13 protein-coding genes and 1 pseudogene are annotated in these 15,098 nt (G+C 48.8%); 4 read left to right on the top strand and 10 right to left on the bottom strand.

All coding sequences use genetic code 11. The annotated features are described in order from the left end of the window. Positions 1-33: 33 nt before the first annotated feature. The 3 genes and pseudogenes from HP567_RS30130 to HP567_RS28030 all read left to right on the top strand — a co-directional run. Positions 34-1,319: pseudogene (locus HP567_RS30130) on the top strand (hypothetical protein); the annotation flags it as partial. A gap of 47 nt (positions 1,320-1,366) precedes the next feature. Continuing rightward, complete coding sequence (locus HP567_RS29905) at positions 1,367-3,814, top strand: BclA C-terminal domain-containing protein (RefSeq protein WP_304502567.1); 2,448 nt, start codon at positions 1,367-1,369, stop codon at positions 3,812-3,814. Positions 3,815-3,961: 147 nt separating this feature from the next. Beyond that, a complete protein-coding gene (locus HP567_RS28030; RefSeq protein WP_173612472.1) occupies positions 3,962-5,104 on the top strand; it encodes a sensor histidine kinase in 1,143 nt (380 codons plus the stop codon). A 91-nt stretch (positions 5,105-5,195) separates the two neighbouring features. Here the strand turns inward: HP567_RS28030 and HP567_RS28025 are convergent, their stop codons facing one another. The 7 genes from HP567_RS28025 to HP567_RS27995 form a co-directional block, all read right to left on the bottom strand. Continuing rightward, entirely contained in the window at positions 5,196-6,236 is a 1,041-nt protein-coding gene (locus HP567_RS28025) for an acyltransferase family protein (protein WP_173612473.1), read from the bottom strand. Positions 6,237-6,424: 188 nt separating this feature from the next. After that, positions 6,425-6,733: a hypothetical protein gene (locus HP567_RS28020; RefSeq protein WP_106785682.1), complete on the bottom strand. Its 309-nt coding sequence runs from the start codon at positions 6,731-6,733 to the stop codon at positions 6,425-6,427. 84 nt (positions 6,734-6,817) lie between these two features. Then, positions 6,818-7,024: a cold-shock protein gene (locus HP567_RS28015; protein WP_173612474.1), complete on the bottom strand. Its 207-nt coding sequence runs from the start codon at positions 7,022-7,024 to the stop codon at positions 6,818-6,820. A gap of 152 nt (positions 7,025-7,176) precedes the next feature. Continuing rightward, positions 7,177-10,065 (bottom strand): ATP-binding protein, encoded by a 2,889-nt coding sequence (locus HP567_RS28010; RefSeq protein ID WP_173612475.1) that lies wholly within the window; start codon positions 10,063-10,065, stop codon positions 7,177-7,179. Next, positions 10,062-10,424 (bottom strand): response regulator transcription factor, encoded by a 363-nt coding sequence (locus HP567_RS28005; protein WP_069852954.1) that lies wholly within the window; start codon positions 10,422-10,424, stop codon positions 10,062-10,064. Before HP567_RS28005 ends, HP567_RS28010 begins: the two co-directional genes overlap by 4 nt. 12 nt (positions 10,425-10,436) lie before the next feature. Beyond that, positions 10,437-12,059: a response regulator gene (locus tag HP567_RS28000; RefSeq protein ID WP_173612476.1), complete on the bottom strand. Its 1,623-nt coding sequence runs from the start codon at positions 12,057-12,059 to the stop codon at positions 10,437-10,439. 111 nt (positions 12,060-12,170) lie between these two features. Further along, complete coding sequence (locus HP567_RS27995) at positions 12,171-12,650, bottom strand: hypothetical protein (RefSeq protein ID WP_173612477.1); 480 nt, start codon at positions 12,648-12,650, stop codon at positions 12,171-12,173. 77 nt (positions 12,651-12,727) lie between these two features. Between HP567_RS27995 and HP567_RS27990 the strand changes: the two genes are divergently transcribed. Continuing rightward, the gene (locus HP567_RS27990; protein ID WP_173612478.1) at positions 12,728-12,931 is read left to right on the top strand and encodes a YwbE family protein; all 204 of its coding nucleotides are present in this window, start codon (positions 12,728-12,730) and stop codon (positions 12,929-12,931) included. A 54-nt stretch (positions 12,932-12,985) separates the two neighbouring features. On the opposite strand, the gene HP567_RS27985 is transcribed toward HP567_RS27990, so the two are convergent. From HP567_RS27985 to HP567_RS27975, 3 genes are all read right to left on the bottom strand, one after another. Then, entirely contained in the window at positions 12,986-13,411 is a 426-nt protein-coding gene (locus HP567_RS27985) for an NUDIX domain-containing protein (RefSeq protein ID WP_173612479.1), read from the bottom strand. 114 nt (positions 13,412-13,525) lie between these two features. After that, complete coding sequence (locus HP567_RS27980) at positions 13,526-14,083, bottom strand: cysteine hydrolase family protein (RefSeq protein ID WP_173612480.1); 558 nt, start codon at positions 14,081-14,083, stop codon at positions 13,526-13,528. 215 nt (positions 14,084-14,298) lie between these two features. Beyond that, positions 14,299-14,847: a GbsR/MarR family transcriptional regulator gene (locus tag HP567_RS27975; protein ID WP_173612481.1), complete on the bottom strand. Its 549-nt coding sequence runs from the start codon at positions 14,845-14,847 to the stop codon at positions 14,299-14,301. Positions 14,848-15,098 lie beyond the last annotated feature (251 nt).

Here is a 15,098-nt window from a genome sequence, read left to right as displayed (position 1 = left end):
GGAGCAACAGGAGCCACCGGAGTAACTGGGGCAACGGGAGAAACTGGAGCGACAGGAACAACCGGAACAACTGGAGCCACCGGAGTAACTGGGGCAACGGGAGAAACTGGAGCGACAGGAACAGCCGGAGCAACTGGAGAAACCGGAGTGACTGGAGCCACCGGAGTAACTGGAGCAACTGGAGATACGGAGTAACTGGGGCAACCGGTACCACTGGAGAAACCGGAGCAACTGGAGAAACCGGAGAAACCGGAGTGACGGGTGCAACAGGAGAATCTGGAGCGACAGGAACAACTGGAGCCACCGGAGTAACTGGGGCAACGGGAGATACTGGAGCGACAGGAACAACCGAGCAACAGGAGAAACCGGAGTGACGGGTGCAACAGGAGAATCTGGAGCGACAGGAACAACTGGAGCCACCGGAGTAACTGGGGCAACGGGAGATACTGGAGCGACAGGAACAACCGAGCGACGGGTGCAACAGGAGAAACTGGAGCAACAGGAGAAACTGGAGCAACAGGAACAACCGGAGCAACAGGAGAAACTGGAGCAACCGGAGCAACCGGAGCAACCGGAGCAACCGGAGAAACCGGAGTGACTGGAGCAACCGGAGAAACCGGAGTGACTGGAGCAACAGGAGATACCGGAGTAACTGGAGATACCGGAGCAACAGGAGCAACCGGAGTGACTGGAGCAACAGGAGAAACCGGAGCGACTGGAACATCTGGCGCAACCGGAGCCACCGGAGTAACTGGAGCAACTGGAGATACGGGAGTAACTGGAGATACGGGAGTAACTGGGGCAACCGGTAGCACTGGAGAAACCGGAGCGGCAGGAGTGACAGGAGAAACCGGAGTGACGGGTGCAACAGGAGCAACTGGAGCGACAGGAACAACTGGAGCCACCGGAGTAACTGGGGCAACGGGAGAAACCGGAGTGACGGGTGTAACTGGAGTCACCGGAGTAACTGGGGCAACAGGAGAAACTGGAGCGGGAGGAGGACAGGAACCACCGGAGCAACAGGAGATACCGGAGCGACTGGAGCAACAGGAGAAACCGGAGTAACTGGAGCAACTGGAGTAACTGGAGATACGGGAGTAACTGGGGCAACCGGTAGCACTGGAGAAACCGGAGCGGCAGGTGCAACAGGAGCAACTGGAGCGACAGGAACAACTGGAGCCACCGGAGTAACTGGGGCAACGGGAGAAACCGGAGTGACGGGTGTAACTGGAGTCACCGGAGTAACTGGGGCAACGGGAGAAACCGGAGTGACGGGTGTAACTGGAGTCACCGGAGTAACTGGGGCAACAGGAGAAACTGGAGCGGGAGGAGGACAGGAACCACCGGAGCAACAGGAGATACCGGAGTGACTGGAGAAACCGGAGTGACGGGTGCAACAGGAGAAACCGGAGCGACCGGAGCGACCGGAGTAACTGGAGCAACAGGAGAAACCGGAGTAACTGGGGCAACTGGAGAAACCGGAGAAACCGGAGTAACTGGAGATACCGGAGCAACAGGAGAAACCGGAGTAACTGGAGCAACAGGAGCAACCGGAGTGACGGGTGCAACAGGAGATACCGGAACAACCGGAACAACCGGAGCAATCGGAGCAACTGGAACCACCGGAGCAACTGGAACCACCGGAGCAACTGGAACAACCGGAGCAACGGGAGAAACCGGAGCGACAGGAACAACCGGAGCAACAGGAGAAACCGGAGCGACAGGAACAACCGGAGCAACAGGAGAAACCGGAGTGACGGGTGCAACAGGAGATACCGGAACAACCGGAGCAACCGGAGCCACGGGAGAAACCGGAGCGACAGGAACAACTGGAGCCACCGGAGTGACGGGTGTAACTGGGGCAACAGGAGATACCGGAGTGACGGGTGTAACTGGAGTCACCGGAGTAACTGGAGAAACCGGAATAACTGGAGCAACAGGAGAAACTGGAGTAACTGGGGCAACGGGAGATACCGGAGTAACGGGTGTAACTGGAGCAACTGGAGTAACTGGTACCACGGGAGCAACCGGAGCAACCGGTACCACGGGAGCAACCGGAGCGACGGGTGCAACAGGAGAAACCGGAGCGACAGGAACAACAGGAACAACAGGAACAACTGGAGCCACCGGAGTAACTGGGGCAACGGGAGAAACCGGAGTGACGGGTGTAACTGGAGCCACTGGAGAAACCGGAGTAGCTGGAGCGACTGGAGCAACCGGAACCACGGGAGCAAGTGGAGCAACCGGAGCAACAGGAGAAACCGGAGTAACGGGTGCAACAGGAGAAACTGGAGCAACTGGAGCAACAGGAGTAACCGGAGCAACCGGAGTAACCGGAGCAACCGGAGTAACCGGAGCAACAGGAGATACCGGAGTAACTGGGGCAACTGGAGAAACCGGAGTAACGGGTGTAACTGGAGCAACAGGAGATACCGGAGTAGCTGGAGCGACTGGAGCAACAGGAGTAACTGGAGTAACTGGAGCAACAGGAGATACCGGAGTAACTGGAGCAACAGGAGATACCGGAGTAACTGGGGCAACAGGAGAAGCTGGAGCGACAGGAGCAACAGGAGAAACCGGAGTGACGGGTGCAACAGGAGAAACCGGAGTGACGGGTGCAACCGGAGAAACTGGAGCGACAGGAACAACCGGAGTAACGGGTGTAACTGGAGTCACCGGAGTCACCGGAGTAACTGGGGCAACCGGAGATACCGGAGTGACTGGAGCAACTGGAGCAACTGGAGCAACCGGAGTAACTGGAGCAACTGGAGCAACTGGAGTAACTGGAGCAACTGGAGAAACCGGAGTAACTGGAGCCACCGGAGCAACCGGAGAAACCGGAGTGACGGGTGCAACAGGAGAAACCGGAGAAACCGGAGAAACCGGAGCGACGGGTGCAACAGGAGAAACCGGAGTAACGGGTGTAACTGGAGTAACTGGAGTAACCGGAGTAACTGGGGCAACCGGAGTAACAGGGGCAACGGGAGAAACTGGAGCGACAGGAACCACCGGAGCAATTGGAACAACCGGTACCACGGGAGTAACCGGAGCGACAGGAACAACAGGAACAACAGGAACAACAGGAACAACAGGAGTCACCGGAGCAACTGGAGCGACAGGAACAACAGGAGTAACTGGAGCAACGGGAACCACAGGAGCAACCGGAGTAACGGGAGAGACCGGAACAACGGGAACAATCGGAACAACCGGATTGACAGGAGAGACCGGAGTCACAGGAGCAACGGGAACCACTGGAACTACTGGTGCTACGGGAGTCACCGGAGCTACTGGTGCAACCGGAACCACCGGAACCACCGGAACCACCGGAGCGACAGGAGCCACTGGAGCCACTGGTGCAACCGGAGCCACTGGAGATACCGGCCCTACCGGAGCAACAGGTACGGTCTTCACCAACATCAACGCCTTCGGGGCCAATACCTCAGGATCTCTCATAGCAGTAGTCCTAGGAGGAACGAATATCCCTCTACCGAACAACCAGGTGTTAACAGGTGGCATTACGGTGAATGGCGCCAATACGGTGTTTACGGTTCCATCAGCAGGCAACTATTTAATTTCGTATTCCATTAACACAACTGCCGCGTTACTGGTTAGCTCAAGGATCTTGATAAATGGGACGCCATACACGCCGACGATCATCTCGCCAGCTATTTCACTTTCATCGTTCAATAATACCGTCATCGCTCCTCTCACCGCTGGAGCCACAATCACGCTGCAACTGTTTGGATTATTGGGAACAGCTACCCTCCTGACAGGGGCTGGTGCGACCCTGACGATTATAAAAATAAGTACGTAGTAGGCAAAAAGGAGCTACGATGACAAGTAGTTCCTTTTCCCTTGTTATTTCTTTTTGTTAAAGTAGTAAAAATATTTAGTTAATTAATGATGATGATAGTATAATAGCTTGGAAGGGGATTTGCCCTATTATTCGGAGTGGGGATAGATGCCGATGGATGACTTGGCAGTATATTTGGACGAGCACGAGGCAATGATCGTAAAAGAATTCAAGCGACGAATTGCCGTTTCGGACAGTGATCAATACAAGGGATTGATCCATCTGAATGGCCAAGCACTGTATCGTATGGTTATTGAATATTTTCGTTCGGAAATCACTCTTGAGGATATTAAAGAACTGGCTTACAAGGTCGCATATGAACGAAACCGGGCAGAGACCAACATTGGCGATTTTGTTTCCAACGTGTGCATGGGCCGGGAAATGGTTATCGATCTTCTCCAAAAAGGTCCGTTTACGCCTGCCACTTTAATGCCTGCCCTATTGAAAATAAACGAATGCTTTGATGTCTTTTTGGTACACGCTGTCTTCAAATACACCGACCTCAAAGACAACGATTTGGAAGAGAAGAAGCTATTTATCGAGCGTTCTCACAAAGACAGACTCACGATTCTAGGGCAAATGGCGTCCAGCTTCGTCCATGAATTCCGAAACCCGCTTACTTCCATTATGGGATTCTCTCGTTTGTTAAAAGAAGATTACCCGAATCTCCCTTACGTAGAAATTATTGAAAATGAGCTGCGGCAATTGAATTACCGGGTTTCGCAGTTTTTGCTGGTCTCGAAAAAGGGAGCGGTCTATAAGCAAATGGAGGTTTTTAGCGTTTGGGAGTTGTTTGATGAGATTCTGTCCTTCCTCTATCCGAATATCGTTGACGTGAATGTGGATATCCAATGCAGTATCGATCCTACCTTTCAACTAAAAGGCTACAAGGATGAGATGAAGCAGGTGTTTATCAACATCATTTCGAATGCGCTGGATGCGTTACATAAAAAAACAGGCGATAAGGAGATCATCATTGACGTGTCCCAAACGCCTGACAGTTCCTTGATTACCGTTTCCAACAATGGATCGCCAATTCCACCTGACCTGCTCTCGGTTATTTTTGAACCGTTTTTCACGACGAAGGAGCTCGGTACTGGAATTGGCTTATATGTCTGCAAAGAAATCATTGAGCGGCACGGAGGAAAGATTACATGCGAGTCTACTGATGAGCAGACGAAATTTTCCATGAAATTCAGACCCTGCGACATATGTACGAGTGGCGCGATGTCGATGAGCCATCATATCTAATGCACAAAAAACGACCTATCCATGAAGGCACGCTCAATAACAGACGTGCATCATGAATAGGTCATTTTTTTGTGAAAAAGGACGTGGCTACTTATTTGCCAGTGGAAAGCTGCCTGCTTGTTTGCCGTATGGTTTTGGAGATACGCTCCAGCTTGTTGACCAGCCAGACCAGCATGAGTGCCAACAGACAACTGCAGCCGATAATCAGGAGCAAGTACAACAGCGAGTACCACGTGTTTTCAAACAGCCAAGCGACCTCGCCGTATTTCGCAAACAAATAATCTTTGAACATGATCAAAAAGGCAGAGTGGAACAAGAAAATAAAATACGTCAGCCCTTTTCGAAACTTGATGTGCAAACGATCGACGCGTTCCAAAAAGAAGATCATGAGCACGAGAAACGACAAAAGCGTAGCGAAGACAAAAGTCAAATGCACAGCCACATACAGCTTGTTTGAGACAACAAAAAACATCGCAGCCGCAGTGGAAACACCCGTCATCAGCGTCAGGATCGAGCGGTTGTTTCGCAAAAAGGAAAGGATCGATTCACGGTACCAATACAACATATGCCCCATGTACAGGGTAAAAATCCAGCTCGGGAGCATATGACGCGTAGTGAGCCCGAACCAGCCCTGATGGATGTAGTTGATGTAGACGTATTGAATACCGAGCAGAATCCAAATAGCATACAAAATGTTGCGCTTCGTGATCACACGTCGAAACAGATAGGCAAAAACGTAATACTGACAAATCATAAACACAAAGTACAGATGGTCACCCGTTTTGCCTAAAACAATGTTCGTAAAGTCCTGGGCAGTATAAGGCATCCCTTTTTTCAACAAGTAATGATACAGGACACCAGATACTAAATAGGGAACAAAAATATACAGAAGCTTCCCTGAAAAAAACTCGCGAGCAGTAGGGCTCTTGGCTTCAAAAGAATAAGCAGTCAAATAACCGGTGGCGATCGTCAACAGGACAGTGCCGTAGCGACTGATCTGATTGAGGGCCACGATCCAAAACGGATCTGTAAAAGAAAGTGCAGAAGCCGTGAAATGACCGACTACAACGAGAAAACTTGAGAAGAGCTGGATGTAAAACAGAGATTTCAAGATTTTTGAATCTGTATACATTTCGATATTCTCCATTTCATCGTTTGTCGGCTGACGTTGTCGCTCAAACAATAACCTGTGAATGGATTTATGATAATAAAGTTTTCTTTGATTCGTATTTGGACAGGGGAGGGGAATTCTGGAAAAGATAAAAAGAAAGAAAGCCACACCCGCGCGTGTAGCTTTCGCGCGAGTATGGCTTTCATACATTATTTCGGATTCTTTTTCATTTCATTGATGGTTTCATTGACCACAAACGCCAAATCGTCATTGCCAAACAGCGACAATACACCAAGGAGAGTCGCATCAGGAATGTCCTCTGCTTCTTCCTTTGGTACGGTATTGTCCAGCATTTGAGCGAGTAACGCATTTTCCCCTTGAGCGGGATAAGCGCGGCGGTATAATTCGCGTGCATCTAGACCGTGATTCACACACCATTGGGCAAAAACAAGAATCATCATGCCCTCGTCGCGCTGGTAGGCTTGGATCACTTGATCTTCCATTTCTTTTCGGTTCATGGGCATACTCCTCTAACATTCGTACGTCATGAGCTTATTGTAGAGAAGAGGAAGAGTACCCGCAAGAAAAAAGAAAAGAAGGGCTTACGAGTTCCGTTTGCTGCTGTGATTGGTTAGGACCGGTAGCATGCGCGTGTCCTTTACCATACTGGAATGGCAAAAGGGGCAGTTCGGGCTCTTATCAAAGGAAAAGTTATCTCTCATCCAGCACGTACAGCCCTCGTTACTGCACGTCCATACATCTGTTTCCTCTTCTTCGATTGGAACGACTGCTTTTTTTGAGAAATACACATGAACTCCTCCTTTGCAGGGCAAAAGTGCACAAAGTAACCTCTATTAATGTGTGATGGAAAGCGCATGAATATACCAAGATTTTCTTTGGTAGAAGGTAAAAAAAGAGGCCGCGCTTTCATCGTCGCAGCCTCTTTTGCCCATGGCCATCTTTACTGTTCGTCAGGAATGAAGATCTGTCCTGTGGCTTCTTGATTCGTGATAGCCAGCAAAATCGCTTTAGACAAGGTATCTGGATGATAAGGCTTGATCAGATAACCAGTTGCCCCCAGATCAAATGCCTTTTTCTTTTCCTCAAAAGCACTGGAGATCACGATCGGAATGGTTCGTAAATCCGGGTTGTTGCGTATCTCCTCAATGACCTTCCAACCACTCTCGCCATCCTTCAAGTTTAGGTCAAGCACGACAGCATCCGGTCGCAGCTCCTCGATTGCTTCTACTGCCTCAGACGCCGTAGAGAAGGAATTGACGCTGAATCCAGAGCATGTTAACTCATGACGCAGCAGCTCGGTTAAGTTCAAATCGTCCTCGACGATCACAACGTTTCCTTTGCATTGACCAGTTGGAGAAACTGCCTCCTCACTTCCCGCTGGATAGCCGGGGGACAAAGCGTGCTCAGTCAATGGAAGAGTAACCGTAAATGTACTACCCTTGCCCGATTCGGACGTAACGGAAACTTCTCCATGGTGCATATGGACGATCTCCTGAACAATGGCGAGACCCAATCCAGTACCGCCAATCTCGCGACGATCCGAGTTATCTACGCGATAAAATTTGGTGAACAGGTGAGGGATGGCTTCGGAAGGAATGCCGAGCCCGTCATCCTGGACCTCCACGAGCAAGCGATTGCCATCTTGTCGACAACCCACCCGGATATGACCACCATGCGGGGAGTATTTGACGGCATTACTGATCAGATTCAAAAATACTTGATGCAACTTGGCTTGGTCTCCATAAACAACGGTTTGCTCCGTTTGCAAATCGAGTTCAAACCGATGGAGAGGGGACTGGACTCGATGAAGTTCGAAAATATCCCGAATCACTTGATCAATGGCAACATTCTCTAGCTCATAAGTCTGTCTGCCGGATTCCATGCGTTGCAAATCCAAGAAATCGTTGATTAGTGCAGTCAAGCGAGTAGCTTCTTGATAAATGGTCGCTATGTATCGCTGTTGACGTTCGGGCTTGAGCTTTTTCGTTAACAGCAGCTCCGCAAAGCCAAGTACGCTGGCGAGAGGAGTACGCAGCTCATGGCTGACCGTACTGACGAATTCCGATTTCATTTGGTCGATCTCGTATTCCTTGGTGAAGTCACGGTAAACGAGCAAGGTACTCCATTTCTCTTGGTTCCGGTACAGTGGCTCTGCATAGAGCTGAATATAGCGTACTTGCGGTCCGGTCATCTGAAACACAATACTGCCTGAAGGAATGGCACCTTCGTCTAAAACGACAGATCTGACATATTGAATCAGCCGATCAGGCTCAGAGGTTCGACTCTGTAGATGGGAAAGGAACTGTTCCAAGTCAAACCCTTGCGAAGCGAGCTGATGGTCGTAACACAAGAGCTCACAAAAATTCCAGTTCACCTGAAGTGTTTCTCCACTCAGATCAATAAGCTGAATGCCTTCTTGAACAGAATCGAGCATATCCTGCGTCATTTTACGTTGCCGTTCTGTCTCCTCGTACATCGCGAGCTTGTCGAGTGCCAAGGAAATCTGCTTGGCTATTCCGATGATGACTTGTAGCTCCTGATTCGTGAATTTTCGACCGATCCGGGAGATGATGATACATGCAACGATTGTCTGCTGGGCATCTAATACTGGGAGGTAAAGCTCAAATGTTTGTGACATTTCCTCCGTGTAGCCGCGCTCAGCGTCAGTACTTTCGCGCATCAGGACATATGGCAGGCCCGTTTCCCTGATTCGCACGAATGGACCATCATCCAATCCTTTGCGCAATTGCTCCAGACCGTTCTGGGAAACGCCAAAGCTAGCTGCGTCCCTGTCAGTGTTCAACATGACGACGACACCTTTATCGGCATCCATGACTTCAGTTATATTGCGAATGATACTGGACAGCAGCTCATCTTTATCCAGCGTATTCGACAAAGAGAGGATGAAACGGTTTTTCTTTTCCAAGTACCGTTCGTTTTCCTCCATCTTGCCGAGTGCTTCTTGTAACTCTTCTTGCTGCATCATCAGTTCATCCTGCTGGGCTTGCAGCTCTTCGTTTTGCGCCATGAGCACTTCTTCTTTGGCTTGAATTTGCCTGATCAAATAGTCGAGGGAGCGGGAGAGTCTACCAATTTCGTCAATCCTGTTCAAATCCTGCAAAAGAGGTGTACCGCCATTAGCGAACTGTTCAGCATTTTGGGATAGACGAACCAACGGCCTGCCGATATCCCGCGTAGTTTGAATGGTGACTACTATCATGATCACCAGCACCATCAGCGAGTACACGAGAAACCAGGTGCTTAGCTGTGACAACTCTTCGAACAGTAGTTGGTTTTTCGTATACAAAAGCTGATCGTGCTCTTCCTGATACCGCCCGGCGTATTTAAGCAGGTTGTTTACTTCCTGATTCACGCCACTGGCCGAAGCTTTTCGCAGGGATTCAAAGTCTCCGTTCTTTGCATAACTCGAAAAAGTAGGAAACACATTGGCAAAAAAGTTCGTGAAGAAAGATTCGATTGAAGCGACAAGCGCTTTCTCCTCATCATTGAGCGGGAGCTTCTTAAATTCATCCAGCGCTTGTTCCAGCTTCTTTTTTTCAACAAATAGCTCATTGTATTCAGATGGGCTCAAAAAAGCGTAATAACCCCTTGCGCGAAAAAAGATCTGGTTCGTGTGCTCAGCGATGTCTGCGACCAAATTTTGTTTTTCCTTGGTATTGTATATCTCCGTCTGATAATGGGTTAATGCGTTGCTATTCAAATCTTGAACGATGCCAGCGCCCGCAATCAGAAGTAACAGAAAAAGAAGCATCATCGCTATGAAGCGACGTGTGATGCTTTTTCTGATAAACGCCAAGAACCCCGTCATGCGAGCATTTCCTCCACTTTCCGCACAAGATCCATCGGGCTAAAGGGCTTCGGCATGAAGTCATCAGCACCAGCTGCACGCATTTTCTCCTGTTCGGCATGTTGACTTTTGGCCGAGAGGATCAGGACCTTGACTGCCTTTTTATCGTCCATCTGTTTGAGCTGCTGCAATACTTCAAAGCCTGTCAGCTTCGGCATCATATAATCTAAAATAATCAGGTCGTACTCATTTTGGCCGATTTTTTGCAGAGCTTCCTCTCCATCGCAAGCGATATCGAGCTCGTGTCCCTCGTCTTCGAGCGTGTCGCCAATCAACATGCGCAACACGGCTTCGTCTTCGGCCAGCATAATGGTTGCCATCTTGCTACCTCCTTACAACATTCGCTTAACCAGTCGTGTGATGCGAGCATCCAGTTCGCGCGTACGAAATGGCTTGGTCATATAGTCGTCAGCACCGAGCTGAAGGGCACGGACTATGTCTTGCTCTTCCGTACGGCCTGTTAGCATGATCACCGTATATTTCTTGGCATTCGGCAAATTCCGGATTTTCTTTAGAACCTCGAGGCCATCCATCTGTGGCATCATCCCGTCTAAAATGACGAGATAAGGCTCTTGTCCCTGATGCCAAGAGGAGTCAAAGAAAGCTGCTCCTTCTTCGAAAGTCTGGATGTCGACGTGCATCCAACCGTCAAAACAGGTTTGGATGGAATCGGCAAGCATCACGCGAATCATCGGATCGTCATCGATAATCGCGACCTTCAGTTTTACCTTAGGGGGATCATGCGTCTCTGTGATTTGAGCGGTTTCTATCCGGCGCCGCCCCGCATTTTTGGCCGCATACAAAGCAGTGTCTGCAGCTTCTACCCAATACGTATGCGGTTTATGAGGATCATCTACTTGTACGATTCCACCGGAAAAGCTCAAAGAAAACGTTCCTCCAGAAGCCTCAAACGTAAGCGAACAAAAAGCAGAGAGCATCTGCTCCAGGCGCATCTTTCCTGTCTCTACAGTCGTACGTGGCATCAGCAGGATGAATTCCTCTCCGCCGTACCGGAATATTACATCATGTTTTTCCGCGCTCTGCCCAATGAAAGCAGCAAAACGAGTCAGAACCTCGTCTCCAATCAGATGACCGTATGTATCATTGACCCCTTTGAAAAAATCGATATCTAAAAATGCCAGAGAGAAGGGGGTGTTGGTTCGCTGGGCATCAGAAAGAAGCCGTTGGTACGTATCAACAAAAGAATTCCGATTGTTGACACCCGTGAGCTCGTCCAAAAACAAGATGCTGTTCATCCAGCGCTTCCGGCGAAGCTGGCGTTCGAGGCGTACGACCAACTCTTCCATATCAAGCGGTTTGCTCATGACGTCATCTGCGCCCAAACGATAGGCATTCAGACGGGTCTCCCGTTCGCAATCAATGCTGATGATGGTCGTAGGCACGTATTGCTTCTTAATTTTTTCGCTAATCGTCTGCATCACTTGGAAGCCGCCCGTTTCCGGGATGTTCAAATCCAGAATGAAGCAGTCAGGGTTCATGTCGTGAAAATAGTCGAGAGCCTTATGAGGATAGACCGTTGCGATGACAGACCAATTGTGGTTTTCTAAATATTCCTTTAGATACATCAGCAGGGTGACGTCATCATCCAGGATGAGGACCAAAGGCTGTTGCTCACAAGGGGATTCCAGTTGGAGAGTGGAGTTCTCGATAAAAACTTCCTGTTCCGGCTGCTGTTCGTAACACAAGCTGATCAACTCTTGCAAAAACAATCGCCATTCACCGAGCGACCAATCCTTGGCAGGCATGTCATCCATTTGACCCAGAAGGAGTTGAGACAGATCAGATAGGTCGTTCAATCCAATCGTCCCCGCAGTTCCCTTCAACGAATGGAGAAATCGATAAAGATCATCATGAGGGACGGGAACCTCCTGGTCGTACCACGTCTCAATCTGTTTATGGATATTTGCAAGAAGCGTTTCTCTGTACTTGATCATGAAGTATCGCCTCCCTGTGTTGGGATGGCGCAAGCAGTCGGATCGCCTGCGCCGATTTGATCAAAACGTCTACGATTTGGTATGGTACATGTAGCAGGGAGGAGGAAAGGCTTATTGTTGTAGGGAAAATCCTTCTTCAATCAGATACTGCTCCGCTTCTAGGTACGATTCAAAGGAAGCTTCCAGATTCATTCCGTGGTATACGTTCCACAGCGCGTCTTCCTGTTGCAACAAGAGCGTGCGGTTTTGCTTGTCAACCCATGTTTGCTCCAATTGTTCAGCTGAACTGGTAGCTTTTGGAGCTGGTTCACGTTTCACAGAGAGGGATTGGATTGAAGCCTCCACTACCTTGCGCAGCTCGTCCGCCGAGAAATCACGGATGTTGACATAGCCCTTGTCGTCTTTTTGGTAGCCCTTCAAAAACGCGGCAAACACAAACCCGTTGCCGTTCGGATGCAGATGATAGACCACCGTCTTTTTGTCATGAAGGCTTTCCTCATAATGAAAATTAACCCGTTTCAGGGAGACGTCATTCCGAGTCAGTTGTGGAAAAGATTCAATAATCGCTAGTTTTTCTTCAAAAGTAAGCATGGATTCCTCCGGTGAGATGGATTTGTTTGTCGATTATATCATAGCGGGACATAGAACGAAAAAAGGAGAAGGGAAAAATGAACGGAAAAAATCGAAAAGATATCGCAGCGGGGCTTGAAGTCGAGATTGTATTGAAGCAGGACCAACGCACAGGCAAGCGCACCCGCGGGATCGTTAAGGATATCTTGACGAACTCCAGTACTCATCCACATGGAATCAAGGTTCGTTTGACGGATGGACAGGTTGGGAGAGTGCAAGAGATCATCCGAAAAGGGGAATAAAATCTTCTTCAGAAAAAACGGACAGGCCACAGGGGCAACTGTCCGTTTTGCTTTTTATGAACGGTTCCGGTTTTGCAAATGCTCAATAGCTGGTACGGCGAAGCAAGCCAGATTCGACGGAAGGGCATCGAACGAAAACCAGCGCATGTCTCCAATCGCCCCGCCTTCCTCTAAATTGCGTGCTTCTCCACTCAGGATCGTGACCTCGTAAATGACTGAAACCCAATGCTCGGCACTTTCCGGGCGGATGGTTTCTGCGGTACAAAGCAGAGCCTTTACCTCGACATCGAGATTGACTTCTTCTTTGATTTCCCGGATGACACTCGTCTCTAGCTGTTCATAGGGATCAACTTTTCCCCCGGGAATACTCCACGTATTCTTTTCTGGATCTCTGTTTCGTAAAACCAGCAAAATCTCATTCTTGTCGTTTAGGATGACAGCTCCTACTCCCAATCTTGGTATAGCGATAGTCGTCGACATGGTTTCTCCTTTAATTAGGCTGATTCATTTCTTTCATTATAGCAAGGCCCAATCGCAAGCAGAACAAAACAAGAAACCGCCTGAATAGACGGTTTCGAGAAATTCAGCAAAATATTAGCGGTAAGTATCATGGGTAGGGGCGAAGACATCTTCCGTAGATTCCCGCACCAAAATAAATGGCTCAATATTTCCCAATCCATGCAAGCAAGTATTGTGATGGGCGATGATTTGTTCCGCTGACAATACCTTATTGTCCGATGTAGAATGCCCGTCTTTGACGAGCGTTACATCATAGCCGAGTGTCGTCGCTTTTCGGCAGGCGCTGTCAATACAATACTCGGTTTTGCACCCCATGATGACAAGATGATTAATCCCGAGTGCTTGTAGCTTTTCGTGCAGGTCTGTTCCGTGAAACGAGTCTGTCGCTAGTTTTTGAATCACTGTTTCTGATGGCAGAGGTGCGATCTCAGGGTGGATGGCAAAGTCGTCTGAACCGACTCCTCCGACATCCGCATCCTGAACGTACAGCACAGGAATATCCTTGCTATAGGCATCCTCTCTTACTTTTTTCAATGTTTGGACAAGTGTAGCCGGCTGAAAAACAGGACCAAATTGCCCTTCGATAATACCAACCTGCGCATCAATAATCAGTAGAGCTGTTTTTCGAATCAATCCATTTCCTCCTAGGTGAAAGGGGGTTAGTGTTTGCGTTCCCCTTTTTGGTTATTTCGTACACGCACAGCTTTATAAGAACGTTGATTTCTGTCCTTTTTCATAACTGACCACTCCTTTCATCGTAGAAGAGTAATGAAACTATTCTGGATAATTGTACCACAAAAAAACTCATTCCTATTGCAAGGAACGAGTCTTTTTCAATTGCGAACGTCTTATGATTCATTTTCCTTTTTCGGTACAAACTGAAAGATATCATGTGATTCGAAGGAGTCGATCAAACGGGACAGCCACAAATAATACTCCAACCCATTTTCAATGCGCTTGATACTGAGCTCCACACGCTCGCTGACTTCTTCCGAAAGCTCTTCTGATTGCTGAAGAGCGCGAAGCTCCAGGAGCGACTTTTTCAAGGCGTGTACATTATGTTCGCAGGCGTGTCGCCACTTCACAGAAAAGAGGTCGATGAAATTCTGGTACCAGTCCAGATTGACCTCGTAATGATCTTTCCGCGTCCCTTTTTTCCATATCTTTTCTACCATATTTAATTCCATCAATGTGCGGACGCCGGTGCTCATGCTGGTTTTGCTCATGCCCAGTGCTTCGCCCATCTCATCGAGTGTCATTGACTTGTCCTGAAAGAGCAATGTGCCATACAGCAATCCCGTTGACATGGTGATTCCATACAGATCCATGTTGCGAGCGAGCGTTTCAATCACGCGTTCCTGAGCTTTTTCGAGGATTTTTTCCTGATTGGTATCCATTTTGAAAAAAGCAGCTCCTCTAGTCTTAGTAACCTGACTAGAATTGTACGTCTCCAAAAGAAAAAAGTAAATGGAGATGTTGTACAGTATATACGTGATAAACTGAGAATACAGGAAGTAAAGTACGTAAAGTTTTTTCTGAACGCTGAAAATGACGGATTATCATGCCTCACCCAGTTTGAGGTAAAAAAATTGGCTGGTTACAATTGTAAGGGTAAAGAACAGTCCGGATGCCGGGCGTAATAGTTGGA

Origin of the sequence: Brevibacillus sp. M2.1A (genome assembly GCF_013284355.2) — a bacterium.
In the GTDB taxonomy this organism is placed as follows: domain Bacteria; phylum Bacillota; class Bacilli; order Brevibacillales; family Brevibacillaceae; genus Brevibacillus.
The sequence above is the reverse complement of the archived record's forward strand: the minus strand, read 5'-3'. Positions and strand labels throughout refer to the sequence as shown.